The following is a 17,940-nucleotide window of genomic DNA, read 5'->3' as shown; positions in this document are numbered from 1 at the left end:
CAATGAATCTCAGAATTGGTTTCATCTACTGGAGTAGTTGGAGGTACTTCTCCGGTTCCAAAACTACCTCTGCCAAGTGTGCAACTTTCCAACCCCTCTCGGTGAAAAGAAGAGCCCGTTCCATTTCCTCGTCGACGAGGAAAGCAACCTTTAGCGTCGGCCAGCCCAACTCTGCCGATGCAATCACTGCCCCTCTGTCGTCAGACAGTTCGAATCCCGCTTCCGGAAGGGCAATCCCATTCGCAGCGACCACAGAAAGGAACGGATGAATTCGTTGGTCGGTTACGGATTTGAGGTCTCGCAAACCATCCTGTTCGAAACCCGCCACTGCTTCTGGACGAAGTTCTTCCTGAGAAGCAAAAAAGGAGGAATACTCACCATCCAGGATACCTTTCGAGGTAACGAATAGAGCCTGTGGAGCAAACTGGTAAACGTTGTAGAGTCGGATAAAACCGTTCCATGCCACCTTAAAGTTGGGGTTCAGTGCGATATCGTCATCATCATAAAATCGGCATGTCACTTCGAGCTTCTGAAACCTGCGGCCCTGCATGTCTTCCTTGCCGATGCAGACAAGCATTTTGAGCATCGGCTTATTGTCCTCGTAAGTCTTCTCATTGATGCCAAAACAATACGTGCCGTTCGGATCGTGTTCGAGAGTCGGCTGAATTTCATGCCACGGTGCGTCCCTCTTGAGGGCCTCTCGTGCTGACTCAATGGCATTGAAGGTTCCCAGCTTCTTTGAATCAATATGGATCATGGCATGGATTAAAGAATAGAGTCTCCACATTTCAAAATCCGGGATGGCCAGGAACTGGATCAGCATCTCGAAACCTGTGGCCAGGTGCATATCCGAAAGCTTCTTCACGCCGAATGTTGCATCGAAGGCATCAAGGAGCTTTCCGAAACGGGAGCCGTGGGGCTGTGTGAAGTTGATGAAGTAGGCTTGCTGCGGCTTGAACTGGTTTTCGATATCGTTCCACGACAGGGAGAAGACGAGATACTTCCCGCTCCGGACGAGGGCCATTCTCTGAGCTAGATCCTTACCGATCCTGTTCTTGAGGGCAGCTCCATCGGCATGAAATGAGAATCCATCGGTGAAAACCGCAATAGAAGGCCTGCTATCTTTCTGCCTCTCAGGGTGAAAGACGAAATCGATCTTGCTTGGAATCAGGACCCCGCTTTCAGGTCCGACACTGACCTGCGGCTCGATGTAGTATCCATTGCCGTTGATCTTGAGATACCATCCCGGCTTTCCATTCACGATATCCTGTTTAAAAGAAACAGGCTCATCGTGGAATTTGACCCTCCTTACGGCCTCGACAAAACGGGCCTCAAGCTCGCTGTCAAACAACGCATTGACCGATATCTTGCTCAGAGATTCCGTTTCAACAAGAGCATCCTTTCCCTTGAGGATCTCCGTTAAAACCTGAATGGCCGTATTCCGCGAGATATCCGCCATGTCGAAACTCATCCGGTAGGCAAAAAGACACCGGTAGCATCCATCCTTCTCCGGATTCTGCTGACATGAACAGGATCTCAAGACCTCCAATGCGGCTTCGAAGACATTCATGAGCGGTTTTTCGGTCCTGATCAACTGCTTGAGGTACCCTGTTCCTCCGGGAACCACGTCATAGAGGACGAGGTATTTCCTCTTGTGGGACGTTCCGGCCACGGGATCGTCATAAACCGTGGTTTGAAGATGATCGATGTTTCCTCGAAAGACCTTCTTCAATCCAAGAAACAGGGCGGCGATGAAGGAATGAAGCTTCTGGTCTGAACCGGCAAAACTCGTCATGGGGAGCAGGATGCGGATGGCTTCCGAAGTGAATTCCCGGTACATGTAGAGACAGTCAAAAACATTTTTCTCGGAGCTTCGAAGCTTGTACTTGCAGGTCACCGCATGCTCTATCTTCTTCCCGTTTCTCTGAACCTTGCCGCATTCGCGACAGATCGCAAACCCCTTCTTCGGAACCTGGTGGCCGGCGACATCGATGTTCTCCCCAACGGTCTCCTTGTTCCCGAAGTTCACCTCTCGGAAGGTCGCTCGGTTCAGATACTCAAACCCGAAGGGGAAATCTTCCCGGTCGATCTTGAAGGCTTTCTCGATGAACTTCTCATCGGCATCAAAGAGCATGTGCTTGTTGTAGAACTCAGGCTCTCGATCATCACTGTCATCCTGGTTGCGGCTCTCTTTGTCGGAAGTTGTGGCAATCACCTGGCGCATGCGGATCATGCGGCGTTTCTGTCCGTCATCAGCCCAAAGAGGGCTTCCGCATTTGGGGCAGGCTGCCTTTTCCTCCCCTGAAACCACCAGTTCATGATATGTGCAATTGTTGCAAAACCGCCAGTCTTCCACCTCAGATGTGGCCATATTGATCTGATCAACGGTGACCTTCCGACCCTCCGCATAGAACCTGTTGGCGGGGGCCAGTTCGTGGATGGCGCTCACAGCCGGTCGTTCGTACTCAAAGACCTTGGTTTGATACTTGCCCGGCCCGTCCGTGTTCTTCTTTCTTCGGTAAATGACAGACCGAAGGATCACCCCCGCCTGAGGGAAGGCATAGTTTGGAAGCAATCCTTCGTCGGTGAAGAAATTGAACGTGTCCTTCTCGACAATGGAACGGATGATGCCATTGATGGCGGTCTTCTCAAGCCTTAAATCGTCGAGGTCCGACTCGTAGTTCTTGTCCTTTACCGGATCGTTTTCCTTTTGTTTGATTCGATAGTTGAGCTTCTTCACCCGGTCTTGAAGGGTGCGTTTTTCCTTATCGATCTCGTTTAGACCGTTCAAGATCCGGTATCTTAGATTCTGCTCTCCCTCGGCACCCTCGACAAAGGCCCTGAGATTTTCCACGGACTCTCCTGTCAGGGAACCCTGAAAGATCTGTACGAACCGCTCGAAAAGGACCGTTCTATTGTTTTCAATGAAGTCGAGGAGGTTGAAGGGGAAGAGATTCTTGTTGTCCTTCTTGCTGAGGTTGGTCAGCACCTGGCCCAACTTGTATGGAAGAGCGACACCGGATGCTCCGGTTTCAATCCACCTGTCGAAACAAAAGGCCGTGAATTGCCTTTCAAGGACTGCGGGCGCATTGAGGAAACAGCCTGGAGGCTCCACTCGACCAGCTATCATCTCCTCCGGCTGATCGTAGAAGTACAGATCATGAGGCCTGGCATTGGCGACGGTCATGGCAAAGGAGTTGCCATCCCGTCTCCCTGCTCGCCCGATTCTTTGCAGGTAGTTCGATTGGGAGGGTGGAACCGAACAAAGGATCACCGATGAGAGATCGCCGATATCGATACCCATCTCAAGGGTCGGTGTGCAGGAAAGAAGATTCGGGTCCCACGGGTTTTCGCCGCTGATGAAACGTCTTTCCAGCAATTCCCTCGTTCCCCTCTCCAATAAGCCCGTATGCTCCTCCGCAAAGATCCTCTGAACATCGCCCGTGGAGTAAAGCTTACCGTAATAGTCTTCGGTGTAGGGTTCCTCCTCATAGTGGCCCCGGCATTCGAATTTCAGGCAGGAGCACCCCCTCCACCATTCCGAGGCGTCCGCAGTTGCTGAGACACTATGGCCGCAGGTATCACACCGGTACTGTTTCACTTCCCTTCCGACGAAAACGGCAGAACGGCTGATTCCCCAAACGGCATGCCCCTGGATCTTTACCTCTTCAAGTATTTCAAGCTTGGAGAGTGCTCGGAGGGCCAGTTCATAGATTCTTTCCGAGTACATCCCCACGAGGGGATAGAGATGGCAGAAGTTTTTCGCGACCCAGTCTTCATACCAGGTCTTTCCCCTCCCTCTGCTGATGAGGGTATCGAATCGGGTGCCGCCCTTGGTCGTCAGGAAGGCTGGGGTGCGGGAGTGTTTCCCAAAATTCGGCATGTAAGGGATGATGTTGATGGAATAATACCCGCCCCAATTGTCCACGTAGGATTTCAGAGCAGGATGAAACACCCCGCCCTTTGCTCTGAGCTGGGTTATGAATCCAAGCAGGAATCGAAGAAGCGTCCTTTCGTCCAGTTCCCGGAGACAACCGAGTTCATTTTGGAGTGGTTCGAGCAGTGAATCGGATACTTCCTTGAGTTTCTCGACCTTGATACTGCCTATGGAGGAGCCTGTCTTTTCCAGGGTTCTTCCGATACGGCAGTTGAATCCGTACTCACTGGTGATCTCCCAATCGATCCGTCGGAGAACCTCATCGAGCAGGGTGCTTCCATCCGGTATCTTGCCGTTCTTGACCAACAGCTCGTAATCTTCGAACCAGGCCATGTCCGGCGCCAGGAATGTACTGATGAAATTGTTCTTACCTCGTTCCTTCAGCCAGTATTCAGCAAACCCGGCTGGGATCTGATCCAGAGACAGCTCGCCGGGCTCCTGATCGATGAACTTCTGCAGAGCGCTCCGGAAATTGAATCGATAGGTTCTCGCGGCAAAAAAGGCAGCCCGGTGAGAGGCATCCTGAACGGAGTCGGAAAAGGTGAGGAGCTTCTTGTCATCGTTGAACGTTGAGGAGTAGATCTGGCTTATGGCAACACTGGTGAGGCTTGCCGCCCTGGAGCCGATGATGGTAAGGCTGTCAAAACTGTCGCAGAACGGGCAGTTGTGGGTTCCTCGAACCGTTTCGTTCTTCTTGATTCTGGTGTTGACGATGAGGACCGGGACGATCCGATCCTTCTTGCCGCAAACCGGGCACGCCGCGATGTGGTCTCCCTGAGTCAAATGAAGGCAGTGGCCACAGATCCACTTCCCGAATTCCTGCTGGCCGAGCTGCACCACTCGCCTGTCCTTGGGGAAAAGATAGGTGAGGGTCGGGCTGTAATGAAAAAACGAAAGGTAAAAATGCTGAAGGTCGGGGTTCATGGAAGTGTCCTGTTCTCTCTTTGTCCCCGCCCACCCCATGGCACCGCACTCCCGGCAGTGAACAACCGGAAGGTGAGTTCGTGACTGTTCATCATTGAGATCGTCCGAGAATCTCAGCCTCGGCTCAGGGCCAACCTCGGCAACGATTCGCCTCAATTCCCTGGCCCACAGCTGAAGCCTGACATTGAGGAACGGCAGAAGCCTCTCGGCTGGTTTGACCCTGGCACAGGAGATGAGGGCCAGGAGGCTTCCGAGTACATCCTGTTTGTATTCCTGAGTGCCGCCTTGAAACTCGGGAATCACCCTGTCCAGCTCCTGGATGATTTCCGGGAGTGGCACGATGCCGTTCCTTTTCTCAAGAATCATCAGGAGATTTCGAAAGAAGGCATGCTGCTTCAGCTTCTCCGATAGATCGATTTTCCATTGCTCTTCCGTTGGATTCTCGATCCGCTCTCCGAGCCACAGTTCATGCTGCGTCTGAATGTAGGATGCAAAATCGGAAAACGAGTCCGGCCTCAACCTTTCGGCTTCTTCCTGAGGGACAACCGCAATCCGGGTAATGAAGGAGTCCTGGAAGAATTCCCCTGGGGTAAGGAGTGATTCCGCGATCACCGAATCGGCATCGAATTCCTCTCCGAAAACTTCACCGCTGTAGTCTTGAAGGTCCCTGGCGCTCTCCTTGCCGCCCAGAGTGGCGGAGGTTCCCACACAGCAGAGATACTTTTCCGGAGTCTTCAACCGCTCCTTCAATCGCCGAATCAGGCAGGCAAGATCGGTCCCTTGAGCCCCATCGAAGGTATGCAGTTCATCGACGACCAGGTACTTCAGGGTTTCCGGCCCATTGGCTTGCCACAAGCTGAAATCCCTTGGACGGATCAGCAGATAATCGAGCATCTTGTAGTTGGTCAGGAGAATGTCGGGGGGATTCAGTCGCAGGGTATCCTTGTTGGTGATCACCCGGTCTGCCGTCATTGCCGTGGCGGCGTTTTCTTCCATCTGGCCGATGAAAAGTCCCGCACGGATCTTGTCTCGAAGATTTTCATTTCCATGAATCAGCTTTGCCAGACGCTTTGCCTGGTCCGTCGCAAGGGCATTCATGGGATAGATGATGATGGCCTTGATGCCGGGTTCTCCCCGATGACGGTAGCAGTAGTCGAGGACTGGATAGAGGAAGCACTCCGTCTTGCCGGACCCGGTTCCTGTGGCTACCAGGGTAGATTTCGTTTCTTCTCCACTGAGGCGCCGGAAAGCCGTCTCCTGATGGAGATAGGGCGTAAAACCAAGAGGAATATCCTGAAAGAATTCGGTCTCGGCGCTCCCTAGCCGGAAGGGGAGCTTCATGGACAGGTATGGGCCTTTGAACAGATCATCCCGGCTATCGATGAGTCGGTCGACAATCCCCTCGAAAAACGGGTTTGAGATAGGGAAAGTGGTCTTGAGGAAGTCCTCGATGCCTCGTTGAACCTGGCTGGACAAGACGGATGGAATCATCGTTTACTCACACCGCATTTCATGCAGATTCTCTCTCTTCTCGAAATTCTCAATGGCTTTCAAGAGCCGCTCCTCATTCGCTTCCGACCGAAGCAGGTAGGCCGTTTCATCAACCTCGCTCACCATGATTTCGATGTCTTTGTCCCCGAAAAGGGCTTTCAAGGATTGGATGAACTTCTCATCCAGTTGATTCGCATGAAGTCGGTAGGTGGTGTGCATGCTTCTTGACTCCTCGCCTGCTCTCCCCGTTCGAGCTCATCACCCGTTTTGAGCCGTTGCCTGCGGCTCAGCTTTGCCGACTAGCCGCCATCGAGCCTCGATGGTATCGGCTGATAGATCGGCGCCGCAATCCCATTCAACGAAATATCCCCCGTTGGAAATCTTCAGAAATTCTGTATGATTCTTAAGGGGTTCAAACGCTTCGTATTCCAAATACGGACTGACATCAAAATCGCCCATGCGACCATCGTCCGCAACGATGGACAATACCCAACCAGGTTGTGGTGTGATCTTTGCTATTCTCATTGGTCAAGTCCTCTGATGGGAAATGGTTTCTTGCCGTTCACAGCCAGCGTCCAGTCAGCCATCAAATCTTCTTGATGAATTTCGATCCACGCAACGACCAGCTTGTGCTTGTTGTGTGGCAATTCACCAGCCAGGAGCGTTCCGTCGGGAATCGAGTACACCGCAACTTGCCCTTGGTAATCGGCATGTATGTGTGGGACGTGATGTTTTTCGATATCGCGGTAAAACATCCGGATGAGAATCCCATAAAACATGGAGATTGCAGGCATCCCGTCTTCTCCTTTTTCGCTTTGGTTTGGCTTGGTTGACTATAACATATCGACCTTGCCGATTCGAGCGAACCGTCGTTCGAACTCCGCCCACGCGGTCTCGTAATCCCGCTCCCGGTTGCAGCGGTCGAAGGGAGCCTCGTAGACGATGGTTCGCTCCCGTGGCCCGCCGGGGAGCGTGTCGTCCATGACGGTCCGGGAGACGCTCCCGCTCTTCATGGCTTTGATGGGCTCCCATTCGGGGCGGGAAAAGCCGACGCCGGGCAGTCCCTTGCTTGCCGTGAACACGATGCGGCCGTTTCGGTCGTACCAGGTGTCGGCCTCGTACTGGCGAAGAACCGGGAACTGCACCCGGTAAATGGTCTTCAGTTCTTCCAGGGTGAGGCCCAGCGCCATGGCCGTAAGCACATCGATTTCAACGAGGGCTTGACGGCGCTCGTAGTCGGTTCGCAGGGCGCAATGGCGGGACCACTCGGGCGTGAGCTTGGCGAATTTGGCGTTGTCGAGGCGGGGGTCCAATTTTGCCCACTGGTCTAAGCGAAAGTCCTGATTGAAGATAACTTTCCAGAGGTCTACAAAGGGCTTGGCCAAGCAAGTAAGCATCAGAGTACGGGCTACCAGCTGCCAGTGCGATTGTGTGGATGGCAAGGGAAGTTGTTTTGCTAAATCATTCCGAAGATCGCTTTTACCCGTTGTTTTTACAAAAAAATCAAACGGTAATGACATCCACAGACCTAAGATATAAGGAATAAGAGTAATGTCTTGGAGAGTCATACTGAACACACTATCTATGTGACCAGCCTTTGGTGGGATGATGGAACCCTGTAGGGTTCGCTCTCCCGATTGGCTCAACGCCCGACTGGCATTAACCCGATAGAATTCAGTAATCGGTTTCTTTTCCCCCCAAGGCACCTTCGGTGTTCGCCTCTGATACTCATTGGCACCGCACGCAGGAACATAGTTCGTCCGTGGCAGGTAATCGTCCGGAAGTTCAGTCAGGTCAAGCACGTCATAATCGGAATTGAGCCTGCACTGGCTGCGGGGCGTCTTGTAAAATGGGTTTCCCACGAAAAAATGAGGGCCTGAGAGCACCCACTCGTCGGTGGCTTTCGGGAAGCGTGTCTCCCGCCGGATAGTGCCATCTTTCTGCGAGTTTGTTTCGTGCCACATCTCGGTTGAGAAATACTCGCCCTGCAAGTCTCCAAGCCGCCGTGGCTGATCGGCGAACTTCTGGAGGACGCTCACCAGTTCCCTGGAGTGAAGGGCGGGCAGGCGCGCCTGCATGGCCGATGTGCCCTCCGTATCGTACAGACCGGCAAAGAGAGCCAGTTCTTTGTCCGTTACCTGAAGAATACGGGCGGCATGGCCGGTGACGTTCCACTGATTGGCATCGTCCTTAATACCGGGCACCGGACCATTCCCATAATGTTCAAAACAACCATCCACTGTGGCCGGGATGAAGAGGTTGGCAATGTGGGAAAAGCCGACCCGATTGGAACGGCACTCGCCGTAGACGTTGATGCTGAATTTCGCATGATGATCGACGTCCGAGAAAAGTTTCAACTCGTTCTGAAACTGAAAATGATGCCTGAGTCTACCGTAGACGGCATTTCTGAATGCCCCTCCCTTGGGGTCGTCGTAGATCCCTTCGGGATGAAGAAAGGCAGAAACGCCCGTACTTCTTCCAATCATCCAGGCTTGGGGGAGGAAGCATTTGTACAGGTTGGTTTGCATGCCCTTGAGGGATGGGTAGTTCTGCAGGGCGTTGAGGAAGTTCTGTACTCCTTCCGCCTCTTCGAATGTGGACAGGTAGCCGCTTCGAAGGTTGTGTCGCCCCAAGATCTCCTTCCTGAGCCCTGCAAGCTGCGGGGCCGTGTACGATCTGAGGACAAACAACGGCTCAGCGTCGCCCATGACGCCCCCTTCGTTCCATTCCACCTTGATCCAGGGCGGGTTTCCCACGACCAAATCGAAACCCTCACGCTCGGCGAACAAGTCCGCAAATTCCAGCTCCCAATGATGAAACCGGTATTGTTCGGCCAAACCTGCCACAAGCTTCAGCCGCTCAAACTCTCTACAGAGGTTGTCCAGATCGACAAACCCGTACTGGTCCATAGTCTTGAGCTGCTTCGGTCGCTGCTCACCCGCCGGGAACATCCGGACCTGGTTTCCATCCATGGGAACGGGATCGTAGACGCTCCCTTCCAGGATGGCGGACAGCTCCATCAGGTACTCATCCCGGCTCGGCAGGAGGTCCGCTTTTTCGATGGGCCAAAACCAGAGGGCACACCAATAGTCCATGATCATTTTCAGTCGCCGGTAGGCACTGGAATGGCGCATCCCCCGGGAGAGTATCTTTTCACCGAAGAGCTTGTCCTTCGCCTGGATGCTCAGGGGGGTCTTTTGACCGGCCGCCCCATCTTGGCCGAATACAGTGAGGTTTTCCCTCGTTTCACTCCGGACGGCCCGGCGGTCCTGTACACACCTCAGCCAAAGCCTGTCCACGGCCTGGGACAACCGTGAAAGGGTTTGAATCTCACTTTCTGAAAAGGGTCGAATGAAGCTGCTTCGCCAGGCCTTGATCTTCTTCAGTTCCTCCTCGGCCATGGATTTGACCACCTTGTCGGTGTAATGGGCCATCCCGTTATCCGGCAGCAGGAAATGATAGACCGTCTTGGGTGGTCGGGTCTCATTCAGAGGAACCCTCTCAGGGACAACATCCAGCCACGTCTGCTTTCCTTTTCGGTTCTTCTCCAGCAAGTCGGCCGAGAAGACCTGCCTTCTGGCACCGATCAATGAATTGCCGGTTGCCAGCTGCATTCCGAACCAGGGCACGCTGGAGCCATCATAGATCGTATTGAGCCAGAGGGACACTTCAGCCAGTTCCACGGCCGTCGGATTCAGGTCCACCCCGTAGACGTTATTGGCCGCAATATAGGCTTTGACCTTCTGCTTCTCTCTTACATAGGCATCATGAGCGATGATCTGCCCCGTTTCCTGCTGTTTGAGCTTGAGATACACTTCGGACAACTGGTTGATCACTTCGTTCAAGAACGCCCCGCTTCCCAGGGCCGGCTCGCAGACGGTCAATTGCAGGATGTCGTCGGCTTTCTTGTCCTTGAGCAGTTCCTTGAGGGCATACTTCACGAGGCATTGCGTGAGGATTTCGGGGGTGTAATAAGACGCGGACTTCTCGCGGTTTCGTCCGGCCAATCGATAGATGAAGGTCCCCTTCGGGTACATTTTCAAGGTGCCGTCGTCATTGAAGACCTTTTCGTTGTCCTCGTACTTGGAGAGGTCCTCTGCCTTCACGAAGTAGGCGGGATCCAAATCGTTGTATGGGGCATCGGCCTTCTTGACTTCATAGAGATCGGTCTCGGCAAAGAAGCCGCTGTAGGAGAGTAAACCCTCATAGACGGCCCCCAGCTGGTTGATTCCGAGCTGGGCATAGCTGATTCTGCCCCTCCTTTCCCTGTTTCCCTTTGGCCTGGAGAGGGACAACAGTTCCAGGACCCGCTGCAACACAAAGCTTCGGAATTTGACCCGGCTCAGGAGAGGGGTGTTCGCCGGATCGAACAGATGGCTTTTCAGCGGCTGCATACGAAAGACGGGTTTGCCTGAAGTTGTCGCCAGCTGCTGCGGACTGAACCCGTTGAAGACCAAATTGAAAAGGATTTGAAGCGATTCATGGATGAAGAAGGCGTTTCGGGACTCATCGGTGGTGAGTGGAACCAATTCCAGGTCGCGCAAGGATTCCAGGCTGTACCCGGTACGGTACTCCTCACTTTTCATCTGTGCATAGCCAAGATCCGGCCGGGCTTCTACATAGAAGAGAAAAAGAAGACGGTAGAGGTATCGGAGACACTCCCTGGTCAGCTTGTCCGAGTATTCCTTTCCGTAGATCCCTTCCTTGACGTTCCGTAGGTAATGAACGGCCTCGTTTCCAATAAGCTCCACGGCCTCACGAACGGCATACTTCAGATCTTCGGAAACGGCAAACGCATGCTTGTGGGAGCTCTCATCCAGAGTATCGAGCAGACAGATCCCGTCCTGCGGACAGGTGCTGTCCCTGGAAAGCAGTGCCGCGACAGCTCGTAGGGTGGATGCTTCTCTTCGCCCGAGGATTTCCGGCAGATCGAATCGCAGAAATCTTTTCTCGTTCCACTTGGATCGATCCAGGAGGACCACATTGAAATGGCTCAAGAGCATGATCCATCTGGGGGGCTCTGATTGGGTGAAAATCTTCTTGGTCACCAGGTCGGCCAGGCAGTCCTGTAGCAGCATCTTGTCGGATTCAACACCATTGTACTGACATTGGGCAAGACAGAGGTCGAGGGGGTCAACGGTTTCCTCTGACTGGCGGACGGTCTCGATGGCCCACAGCTCCGGAGCTCCGCTCTTCTTTTTGATCTCGCAGATCAGGGGCAAAAGCTCGCCGGTATCCAGTTCCTTCACCACGGGGGCATAGGGGTAGCCAAGAGATTCCAGGAGCATCGGGAAGAACTCGTGCTGGACCTCCAGGATCTCCTCAGGGTTTCTCAACTTCTCGAGCTGACTTCTAAACGTGAAATACCGTCGGGCCAGTTTTTCGAGTTTGGCGTAGGGGGGCTGTATGTTCTCTTCTTCTTCGAGCTTGCTCCAGGTGGAGAAGAGATTTTTCAGATCATTTTCGAGGATCACGCTCAGGTAGTGCTGGGTGTAGAATTCGTTTTCATTACTGATTCCGGTAAGATCGAGAGCCATCTACCAGCCTCCCTTCAAGACGGAAACCACGCGGATGTACGGGAGCTTCTCCGTGGTCATCGTCTCTTGAATCCAGTCCAGGTACTCATCGAAGATCCGATCGATCTCCCGTTGCTCCTTTTCCTTTCGATCCAAAACGATCTGTGCTGCAGACCCGTTTTGTGAAAACCGGAATTCAAGCTGGGTGTACTTTCTGGCTTTGAGCCGCTCAAGTTCCTTGTACTGCGCATCGAGCTTCTCGTTGATGACCTCCTCGAATGCGTCACGTCGGACCTTCATCCACTCGTAGGCCTTCTCGACCGCCAGAGGAATCAGCTTCTTTAGCGATGAGGTGTCCACTTCCACCCCTTTATTCGGGTATTGCTTCCGGTGGATTTCGGTCCTTTTGAGCACATCTTCCATATCGATGATGGAAACGAACGCGTCATTGATGAACTGAATGCCGAACCATCGATGGACAAGGGGATGACCTTTCCGGTTCGGAACGAGTCCTGACATGATGAAGATCGATTCGCCCGGCTGGAGGCCTCCGTTCAGGTTGAGGACAGGAGCCTGATTGCGGCCGAAGGCTGCCACAACTTTATCGTTTACCCAGTTCATTACGGGATGCTGTTCCCAGAGGAGGTGAATTTTGGGCCAAACCTTCTCCTCTTTCCGACTCCGCTTGATTTCCTTCATGATCTCCTTGCGGTCGGCAGAAAGAACGAATCGCCCATCCTCCGGCCAAGCCTCTCGCGGCAGGAATTTGAACCGGTTTTCCAGTTCAGCGGGGGCCGTGATATTGGCGGTCTTCTGCTCGTCGTCGAATTCGGCCTGAACAGGCTGGACCCGCCGGATATAGTCCACGGCTTCCCTGAGGTAGGCAAAATCATCCGGGAAGAGAGAGGGCATGCGCCGCTTCGATTCATCCGTTGCCTGTCCGGTCGGTACCTCTTCTTCTCCCCAAAGGATTGCCAGGGGATCAACGGCGGCCGCCTGCAGCCTGGACTCAAAATCCTGGGTAGTGAGGTTATCCTCGATGGCTTTGGCCGTGATGTTTTCTTCAAGCTCGATGTCGTAAACTCCCATGAGAGCCGACGGGTCACCGATGTTTTTCACCGCCTGGTCATCTTTATCGATGAGGAGATCCAAGATCCGGGTATCTCCCTGAATATCTTCATTTCGGCTCTCGGTCATGAGGTAGACGATGGTCGGTTCCCGCTCCTGCCCATACCGGTCGATGCGGCCGTTGCGCTGCTGGAAGACCATGAGGGACCAGGGGATGTCGAAATGGATCATCTTGTGAGAGAGGAAATGGAGGTTGATGCCCTCCGATGCAACATCGGAAGCCAGGAGCAACCGGATCGGGGCTTCTTCTTTCCCGAAGGAATCCACGATGTCCTGTTGCTCGATATCGGAGAGCCCGCCATGGAGGATGGTGATCTGATTCTCCTTCAATTTGAGATCCCGTTTCAGGTTCTCTTCGAGGAACTTCAGCGTCTCGATCCGCTCGGTGAAGACAACCAGCCTGTCCAGCGGGTCTTTCCCGTCCCAGCCGAGTCCACTTTTCTTGTCCTGAATAACCTTCAAGAGCTTCTGGTACTTGCTGAAATCACCCGGGCCGATCTTGCCCAAGACCTCGGCCAATTCCTCAAGAGAGGCTATGTCGCCGTCAAATGCCGGATCGTTTTCATTCTTCAGTCGATGGATACGGTTCTTGATGGTCTGGAGGCATGCTGCCGGACTCGAAAACAGGGCCAGGGCAATCGCATGACTTTCGTTGTGAAATCAAATTAATAGCTGCATTCTCCGCTTCGTTGTTGTATAGAGATAGTCCTTGACATTAATCAGAAAAGATTTGAGAGGAACGATGAGAGCAGGGACTATCATGGAACATTTCTCCGAGCTGGAAGACCCAAGGAAACACACTAAAAAGATTCGCCACAAGCTGATCGACATCCTCGTTATCGCCATCTGCGGTACTATCTGCGGGGCCGACGACTGGATGGGGATCTCTGATTTTGGAAAAGCCAAGTTCAAATGGCTGCGCACTTTCCTTGATCTCCCCAATGGGATTCCCTCTCATGATACTTTTGGCCGGGTGTTTTCCCTGATCCGCCCCGAGAAATTCCAAGAATGTTTCGTAAGCTGGATCCAATCGGTTGTCCAGATCTGTGAGGGAGAGATTGTACCCATTGACGGAAAGACGCTGCGCCGCTCCCACGACTCCAAGTCCAACACTGCGGCCATCCACATGGTCAGTGCCTGGGCCAATAGGAACCGACTGGTGTTGGGGCAGGTAAAAACGGAGAAGAAATCCAATGAGATCACTGCCATCCCGGAGCTTCTCAAGGTCCTCGATGTCCATGGGTGCATCGTGACCATCGATGCCATGGGTTGCCAGAAGAAGATCGCCGGACAGATCGTCGAGCAGGGAGGCGATTACGTGCTGGGGCTGAAAGGAAACCAGGGCACTCTGCTCGATGCGGTGGAAAAGACCTTCTCCGAGGCCAAGCAAGAGGACCTGGATGGCCCGGACTTTGATTTCCTCCAGACGGAGGAGAGCGGTCACGGTCGCCATGAGGTTCGCTCCTATTTCACAACTTCCCTTCTGAATCAGCTCCCCAATCCTGAGGAATGGAAAGGGCTTCAAACCATTGGAGCCGTCCTCTCCGAGGTGACCCGAAATGAGAAAACCACAATCGAGTGCAGATACTACATCGCGAGCATCGAAAACAACGCCAAGCTCTTTGCCAATGCCGTGCGCTCTCACTGGGGAATCGAGAACTCCTGCCACTGGGTTCTCGACGTAGCGTTTCGAGAAGACGAGTCGAGGGTCAGGAAAGATCATGCTCCAGAAAACCTTGCCCTCTTGCGCCATATTGCTTTGAATCTCCTCCGTGAAGAAAAGACAGCTAAAGTCGGGGTGAAAAACAAACGCCTCAAAGCGGGCTGGGATAACCGCTATCTGGCTAAGGTCTTGCTCGGAAAATAAAAGTCATGCGATTGCCCTGAAAACAGGGCCTTTTCCAGAGTCGTCTTGAAGAGTTTTCCAGCCGTCCGACGCTGGTCGATTTTAGTGAAGCTCAACTCGGCAAAGGTGTTAAAAACCTCCTCCTCAAGGGCCGTTGCCTGGCACTTTGCCTTGCTGATCTTCCGCTCTTTGAAGGACTGCTTCACCTGGTCCTTGATGTCTTTCTTGAATCGGCGGACAAACAGCCCCTTGATGTCCTCCGGGCCGTACTGTTCAGGATCAGCGATGGCGGTCGGGTTGAGCATGTTCATGAGGCTGGCGAATGCCTTGGGTCTGCCGTCATGGGGAGTGGCAGAAAGCATGATGAGGGTATCGGAACGGGAAGAGAGAAGCTTTGCCAGCCTGGATCGGAGGGAATTCGAGCCCCGTTCGGCCACGTTGTGCGCTTCATCGATCACAATGATGTCCCAAGTGCAGTTTTCCAGGTAGGTCCGGTACTCGATATCCTGCTTCAGAGTATCGATGGAGATGATGGATTTGTCGAAGTAGAAAAATGGATTGTGGTTGGTCGGAATGCGGGAGCGAATCCGTTGAATCCCAATCGAATCCAACCGGGTGAGGGGAATGGTAAAACGGCTCCAAAGCTCTTTCTGAAATTGAGTGAGCATGCTCTTGACGGTCAGAACGAGAATTCGTTTGCCTCGGCCTCGCTTGATCAGCTCAGTCAGGAGAATACCAACTTCGATGGTTTTCCCGAGCCCGACAGCATCCGCAATCAAGATTCGTTGGCGGGGCTGCTTCAATGCCTGAATGGCCGGGTCAAGCTGATAAGGGACGACATCCATGGCTGTCTGATGGCCGATGTAGAGATTTTCATCCGTTGGCGGGGTTTGCCGGAGCAGGCTCTCCATGTAAAGGAGGGAGTCCCTGTAATAGTTGGAGCCATCCGAAACCAGTTCGGTGTCGGTCGGGTCCATAACCTGAATGTTCTTATCGATTTCATCTAGGAAGATAGCTTCCTTGTCTCTTACCAGCTCGGAAAGACCGACTACCGAGAGGGCCTGTCCTCCCGTAGAAGTCCGATCCACCTTCCGGACCAACCACTCAGCATCGCGAATCACGACCCTGGCACCAGGAGCAAAAACTGTCTTCTGCATCAAACCACTCACATCGAAGGTTAGGAGAAGGGCTTCTCTGCCGCATACATCCAAGGCAATCCAAGCCCACAGCGATTCACGCGATTTTCATCAAAAATCAGGCGAGGGTGCCTATACTCTCAAAAATCGGAACAGCAACACCCTATCGTTTTAAGAAATGACCAGAGGTGAAAGAATATAAAAAAGTCCCCATCTGTTTCGACCGAATTCGCTGTTATTTATCGCTCTTAATGTAAATTTTCTCTGGGCCAATCCATACGCTACCTTTGCCACCACATGCCGAACAGATCACTGATTTCGAACTTAAAGCATTACCAGTGCAGCTTGGACAGTTGCATTTACCAGTACCGTAGCAATGAGCACATGTCCTCACTTCACCGATTTTCTCCATCTCGCCCTCCACTCATGTTAGATCACATGAGTTTCTCAACCCACATTTTGTGATCACTGATGCAACCAAATGTTCTCGCTTGGCTTCTCTAATTGCCATTTCTTTTTCGCCCATTTCTCCGCTTTCTTTCGGAAATTCTCACTGGACTGCGTAATCCCGGTTTCATCAATGAGACTGTCAATATTATCGATGAGCGCCTCGACCGGATTCTTCTTTGTCAGGAACAACGCGATACGATTTTGGACAGGAATACTAAGAACCTATCCAGAAACGACCTGTGGACTTTGCGACACCCCCCTTGGTCCCCCCTTGAGGGGGGACCAAGGGGGGTGTCCGCTGCCGAGGTAGGTTTTTGGATAGGCTCTAAAAAGTGTCTTGATCTACAGTGGTTGATGCGAATGCGGATGTCACAGCTTCACGTTCCTTCAGGCTCAGGCTCGCGAACCAACTAGTGAAATCGTCTCTTTCCTGTCGATCCAACTCAGTCAAAATGTCGAACAATAGTTGCATTGTCTTACCTCCATTTTTTTGAGCAATCGATCTGGCAAGTAGCCCCATAGACCCGCATGTCTCGGCACATTGGGTGATTCTCAGTAATAACGTTCAATGATGCATAGCCGATGGAGAAGTCTCTATCGGGATGTCGCTCTCTTTTGAAACGCCGATCCATAATTAATGCGATTTTTCATTTTTTTTCCAGCTATATATCTTTAGAGTTTTGGCTCTCACAGCTTGCCATTGTCTCAAAAGATATGCCCCTTTGGAATGGTGAGCGAGGAGCATCCGTGCCTCCCAGAAGGCGACGGATCATATCGCGGAGCTAAATTTTATGCTCCTGCAGTGCAACATTGTCAATCAGGAGATCCCAGAGTTTTCTTCTTGGAAATGCGCTGACCTCAGCGCTATATTTTGGGGGCGCCATATTCTCTGCCAGATCATAGTGAGGTCAACTGACAAATTGAAGCCATTCTCAGGGCAATTACCACACTGTCTAGAGGCTTGTTCTCATTCCTCACGAAAACGGCTTTAAGTTTGGGGTATCTTAGCCGCTTTCTCGGGTCAATCCATGTCTGAGTATGGCTTTAAAACACCGTAAAAGGAAGCTTGCTTTACACTGCAAACCGACGGACTCGGTCATTGTGTGCCATAACATCATCGACGTGAGCTATGCCGTTCCGACTGCTCATGATCCCCTGTTCATCGCAAACGTCCGCCCCCTCCTCCAAGATCTCCCTTTGCCATCCTGATTGAGTCGAATATTTTTGGTTTCGTACTGAAATGGGATCATACTTTTGTTGCTGTCATTACTCGTGGGCCCTTTTTCTCTTATGAAACGTTTTGTGGCGAGTAGCTGTACATGGTTGGATTTTTCAAATCAGTTGGAAATAGGGTTGGAGCTTATTGCAAGACACAACGAAAAAGGGCTTAGGATTGTCTCTTAAATCACTGATTTTCTTGATTCAACTGGACGGACTCGAACCATCAACCTAGTGGTTAACAGCCACCGGGCTGAGTTAAACAGCAAGCATGGCCTCACACTTTTTGCGGTT

The 17,940-nt window shown here is 52.5% G+C and carries 7 protein-coding genes and 1 pseudogene; 1 reads left to right on the top strand and 7 read right to left on the bottom strand.

All coding sequences use genetic code 11. The features are described from left to right. Positions 1-25: 25 nt before the first annotated feature. The 6 genes from QMG16_RS13035 to QMG16_RS13010 are packed head-to-tail and all read right to left on the bottom strand — an operon-like array spanning position 26 to position 13,503. Positions 26-6,352 (bottom strand): DEAD/DEAH box helicase family protein, encoded by a 6,327-nt coding sequence (locus QMG16_RS13035; RefSeq protein WP_281794819.1) that lies wholly within the window; start codon positions 6,350-6,352, stop codon positions 26-28. A gap of 3 nt (positions 6,353-6,355) precedes the next feature. Next, complete coding sequence (locus QMG16_RS13030; protein WP_281794817.1) at positions 6,356-6,571, bottom strand: hypothetical protein; 216 nt, start codon at positions 6,569-6,571, stop codon at positions 6,356-6,358. Positions 6,572-6,610: 39 nt separating this feature from the next. Further along, positions 6,611-6,877 carry a DUF2442 domain-containing protein gene (locus QMG16_RS13025; RefSeq protein ID WP_281794815.1) on the bottom strand — a complete coding sequence of 89 codons (267 nt, stop codon included), beginning with the start codon at positions 6,875-6,877 and terminating at the stop codon, positions 6,611-6,613. Continuing rightward, complete coding sequence (locus QMG16_RS13020; protein WP_281794813.1) at positions 6,874-7,146, bottom strand: DUF4160 domain-containing protein; 273 nt, start codon at positions 7,144-7,146, stop codon at positions 6,874-6,876. Before QMG16_RS13020 ends, QMG16_RS13025 begins: the two co-directional genes overlap by 4 nt. 39 nt (positions 7,147-7,185) lie before the next feature. Continuing rightward, on the bottom strand, positions 7,186-11,889 hold the full coding sequence (locus QMG16_RS13015; RefSeq protein WP_281794811.1) for a DNA methyltransferase family protein: 4,704 nt from the start codon (positions 11,887-11,889) through the stop codon (positions 7,186-7,188). After that, complete coding sequence (locus QMG16_RS13010; protein ID WP_281794809.1) at positions 11,890-13,503, bottom strand: C-terminal helicase domain-containing protein; 1,614 nt, start codon at positions 13,501-13,503, stop codon at positions 11,890-11,892. Positions 13,504-13,738: 235 nt separating this feature from the next. On the opposite strand from QMG16_RS13010, the gene QMG16_RS13005 reads away from it, so the two are divergent. Beyond that, positions 13,739-14,863 carry an ISAs1 family transposase gene (locus tag QMG16_RS13005; protein WP_281794807.1) on the top strand — a complete coding sequence of 375 codons (1,125 nt, stop codon included), beginning with the start codon at positions 13,739-13,741 and terminating at the stop codon, positions 14,861-14,863. Between the two features lie 17 nt (positions 14,864-14,880). On the opposite strand, the pseudogene QMG16_RS13000 reads toward QMG16_RS13005, so the two are convergent. After that, a pseudogene (locus QMG16_RS13000) lies at positions 14,881-15,999 on the bottom strand (DEAD/DEAH box helicase); the annotation flags it as partial. Between the last annotated feature and the right edge of the window lie 1,941 nt (positions 16,000-17,940).

The organism is Desulforhabdus amnigena, from assembly GCF_027925305.1.
GTDB lineage: Bacteria > Desulfobacterota > Syntrophobacteria > Syntrophobacterales > Syntrophobacteraceae > Desulforhabdus > Desulforhabdus amnigena.
The sequence above is the reverse complement of the archived record's forward strand: the minus strand, read 5'-3'. Positions and strand labels throughout refer to the sequence as shown.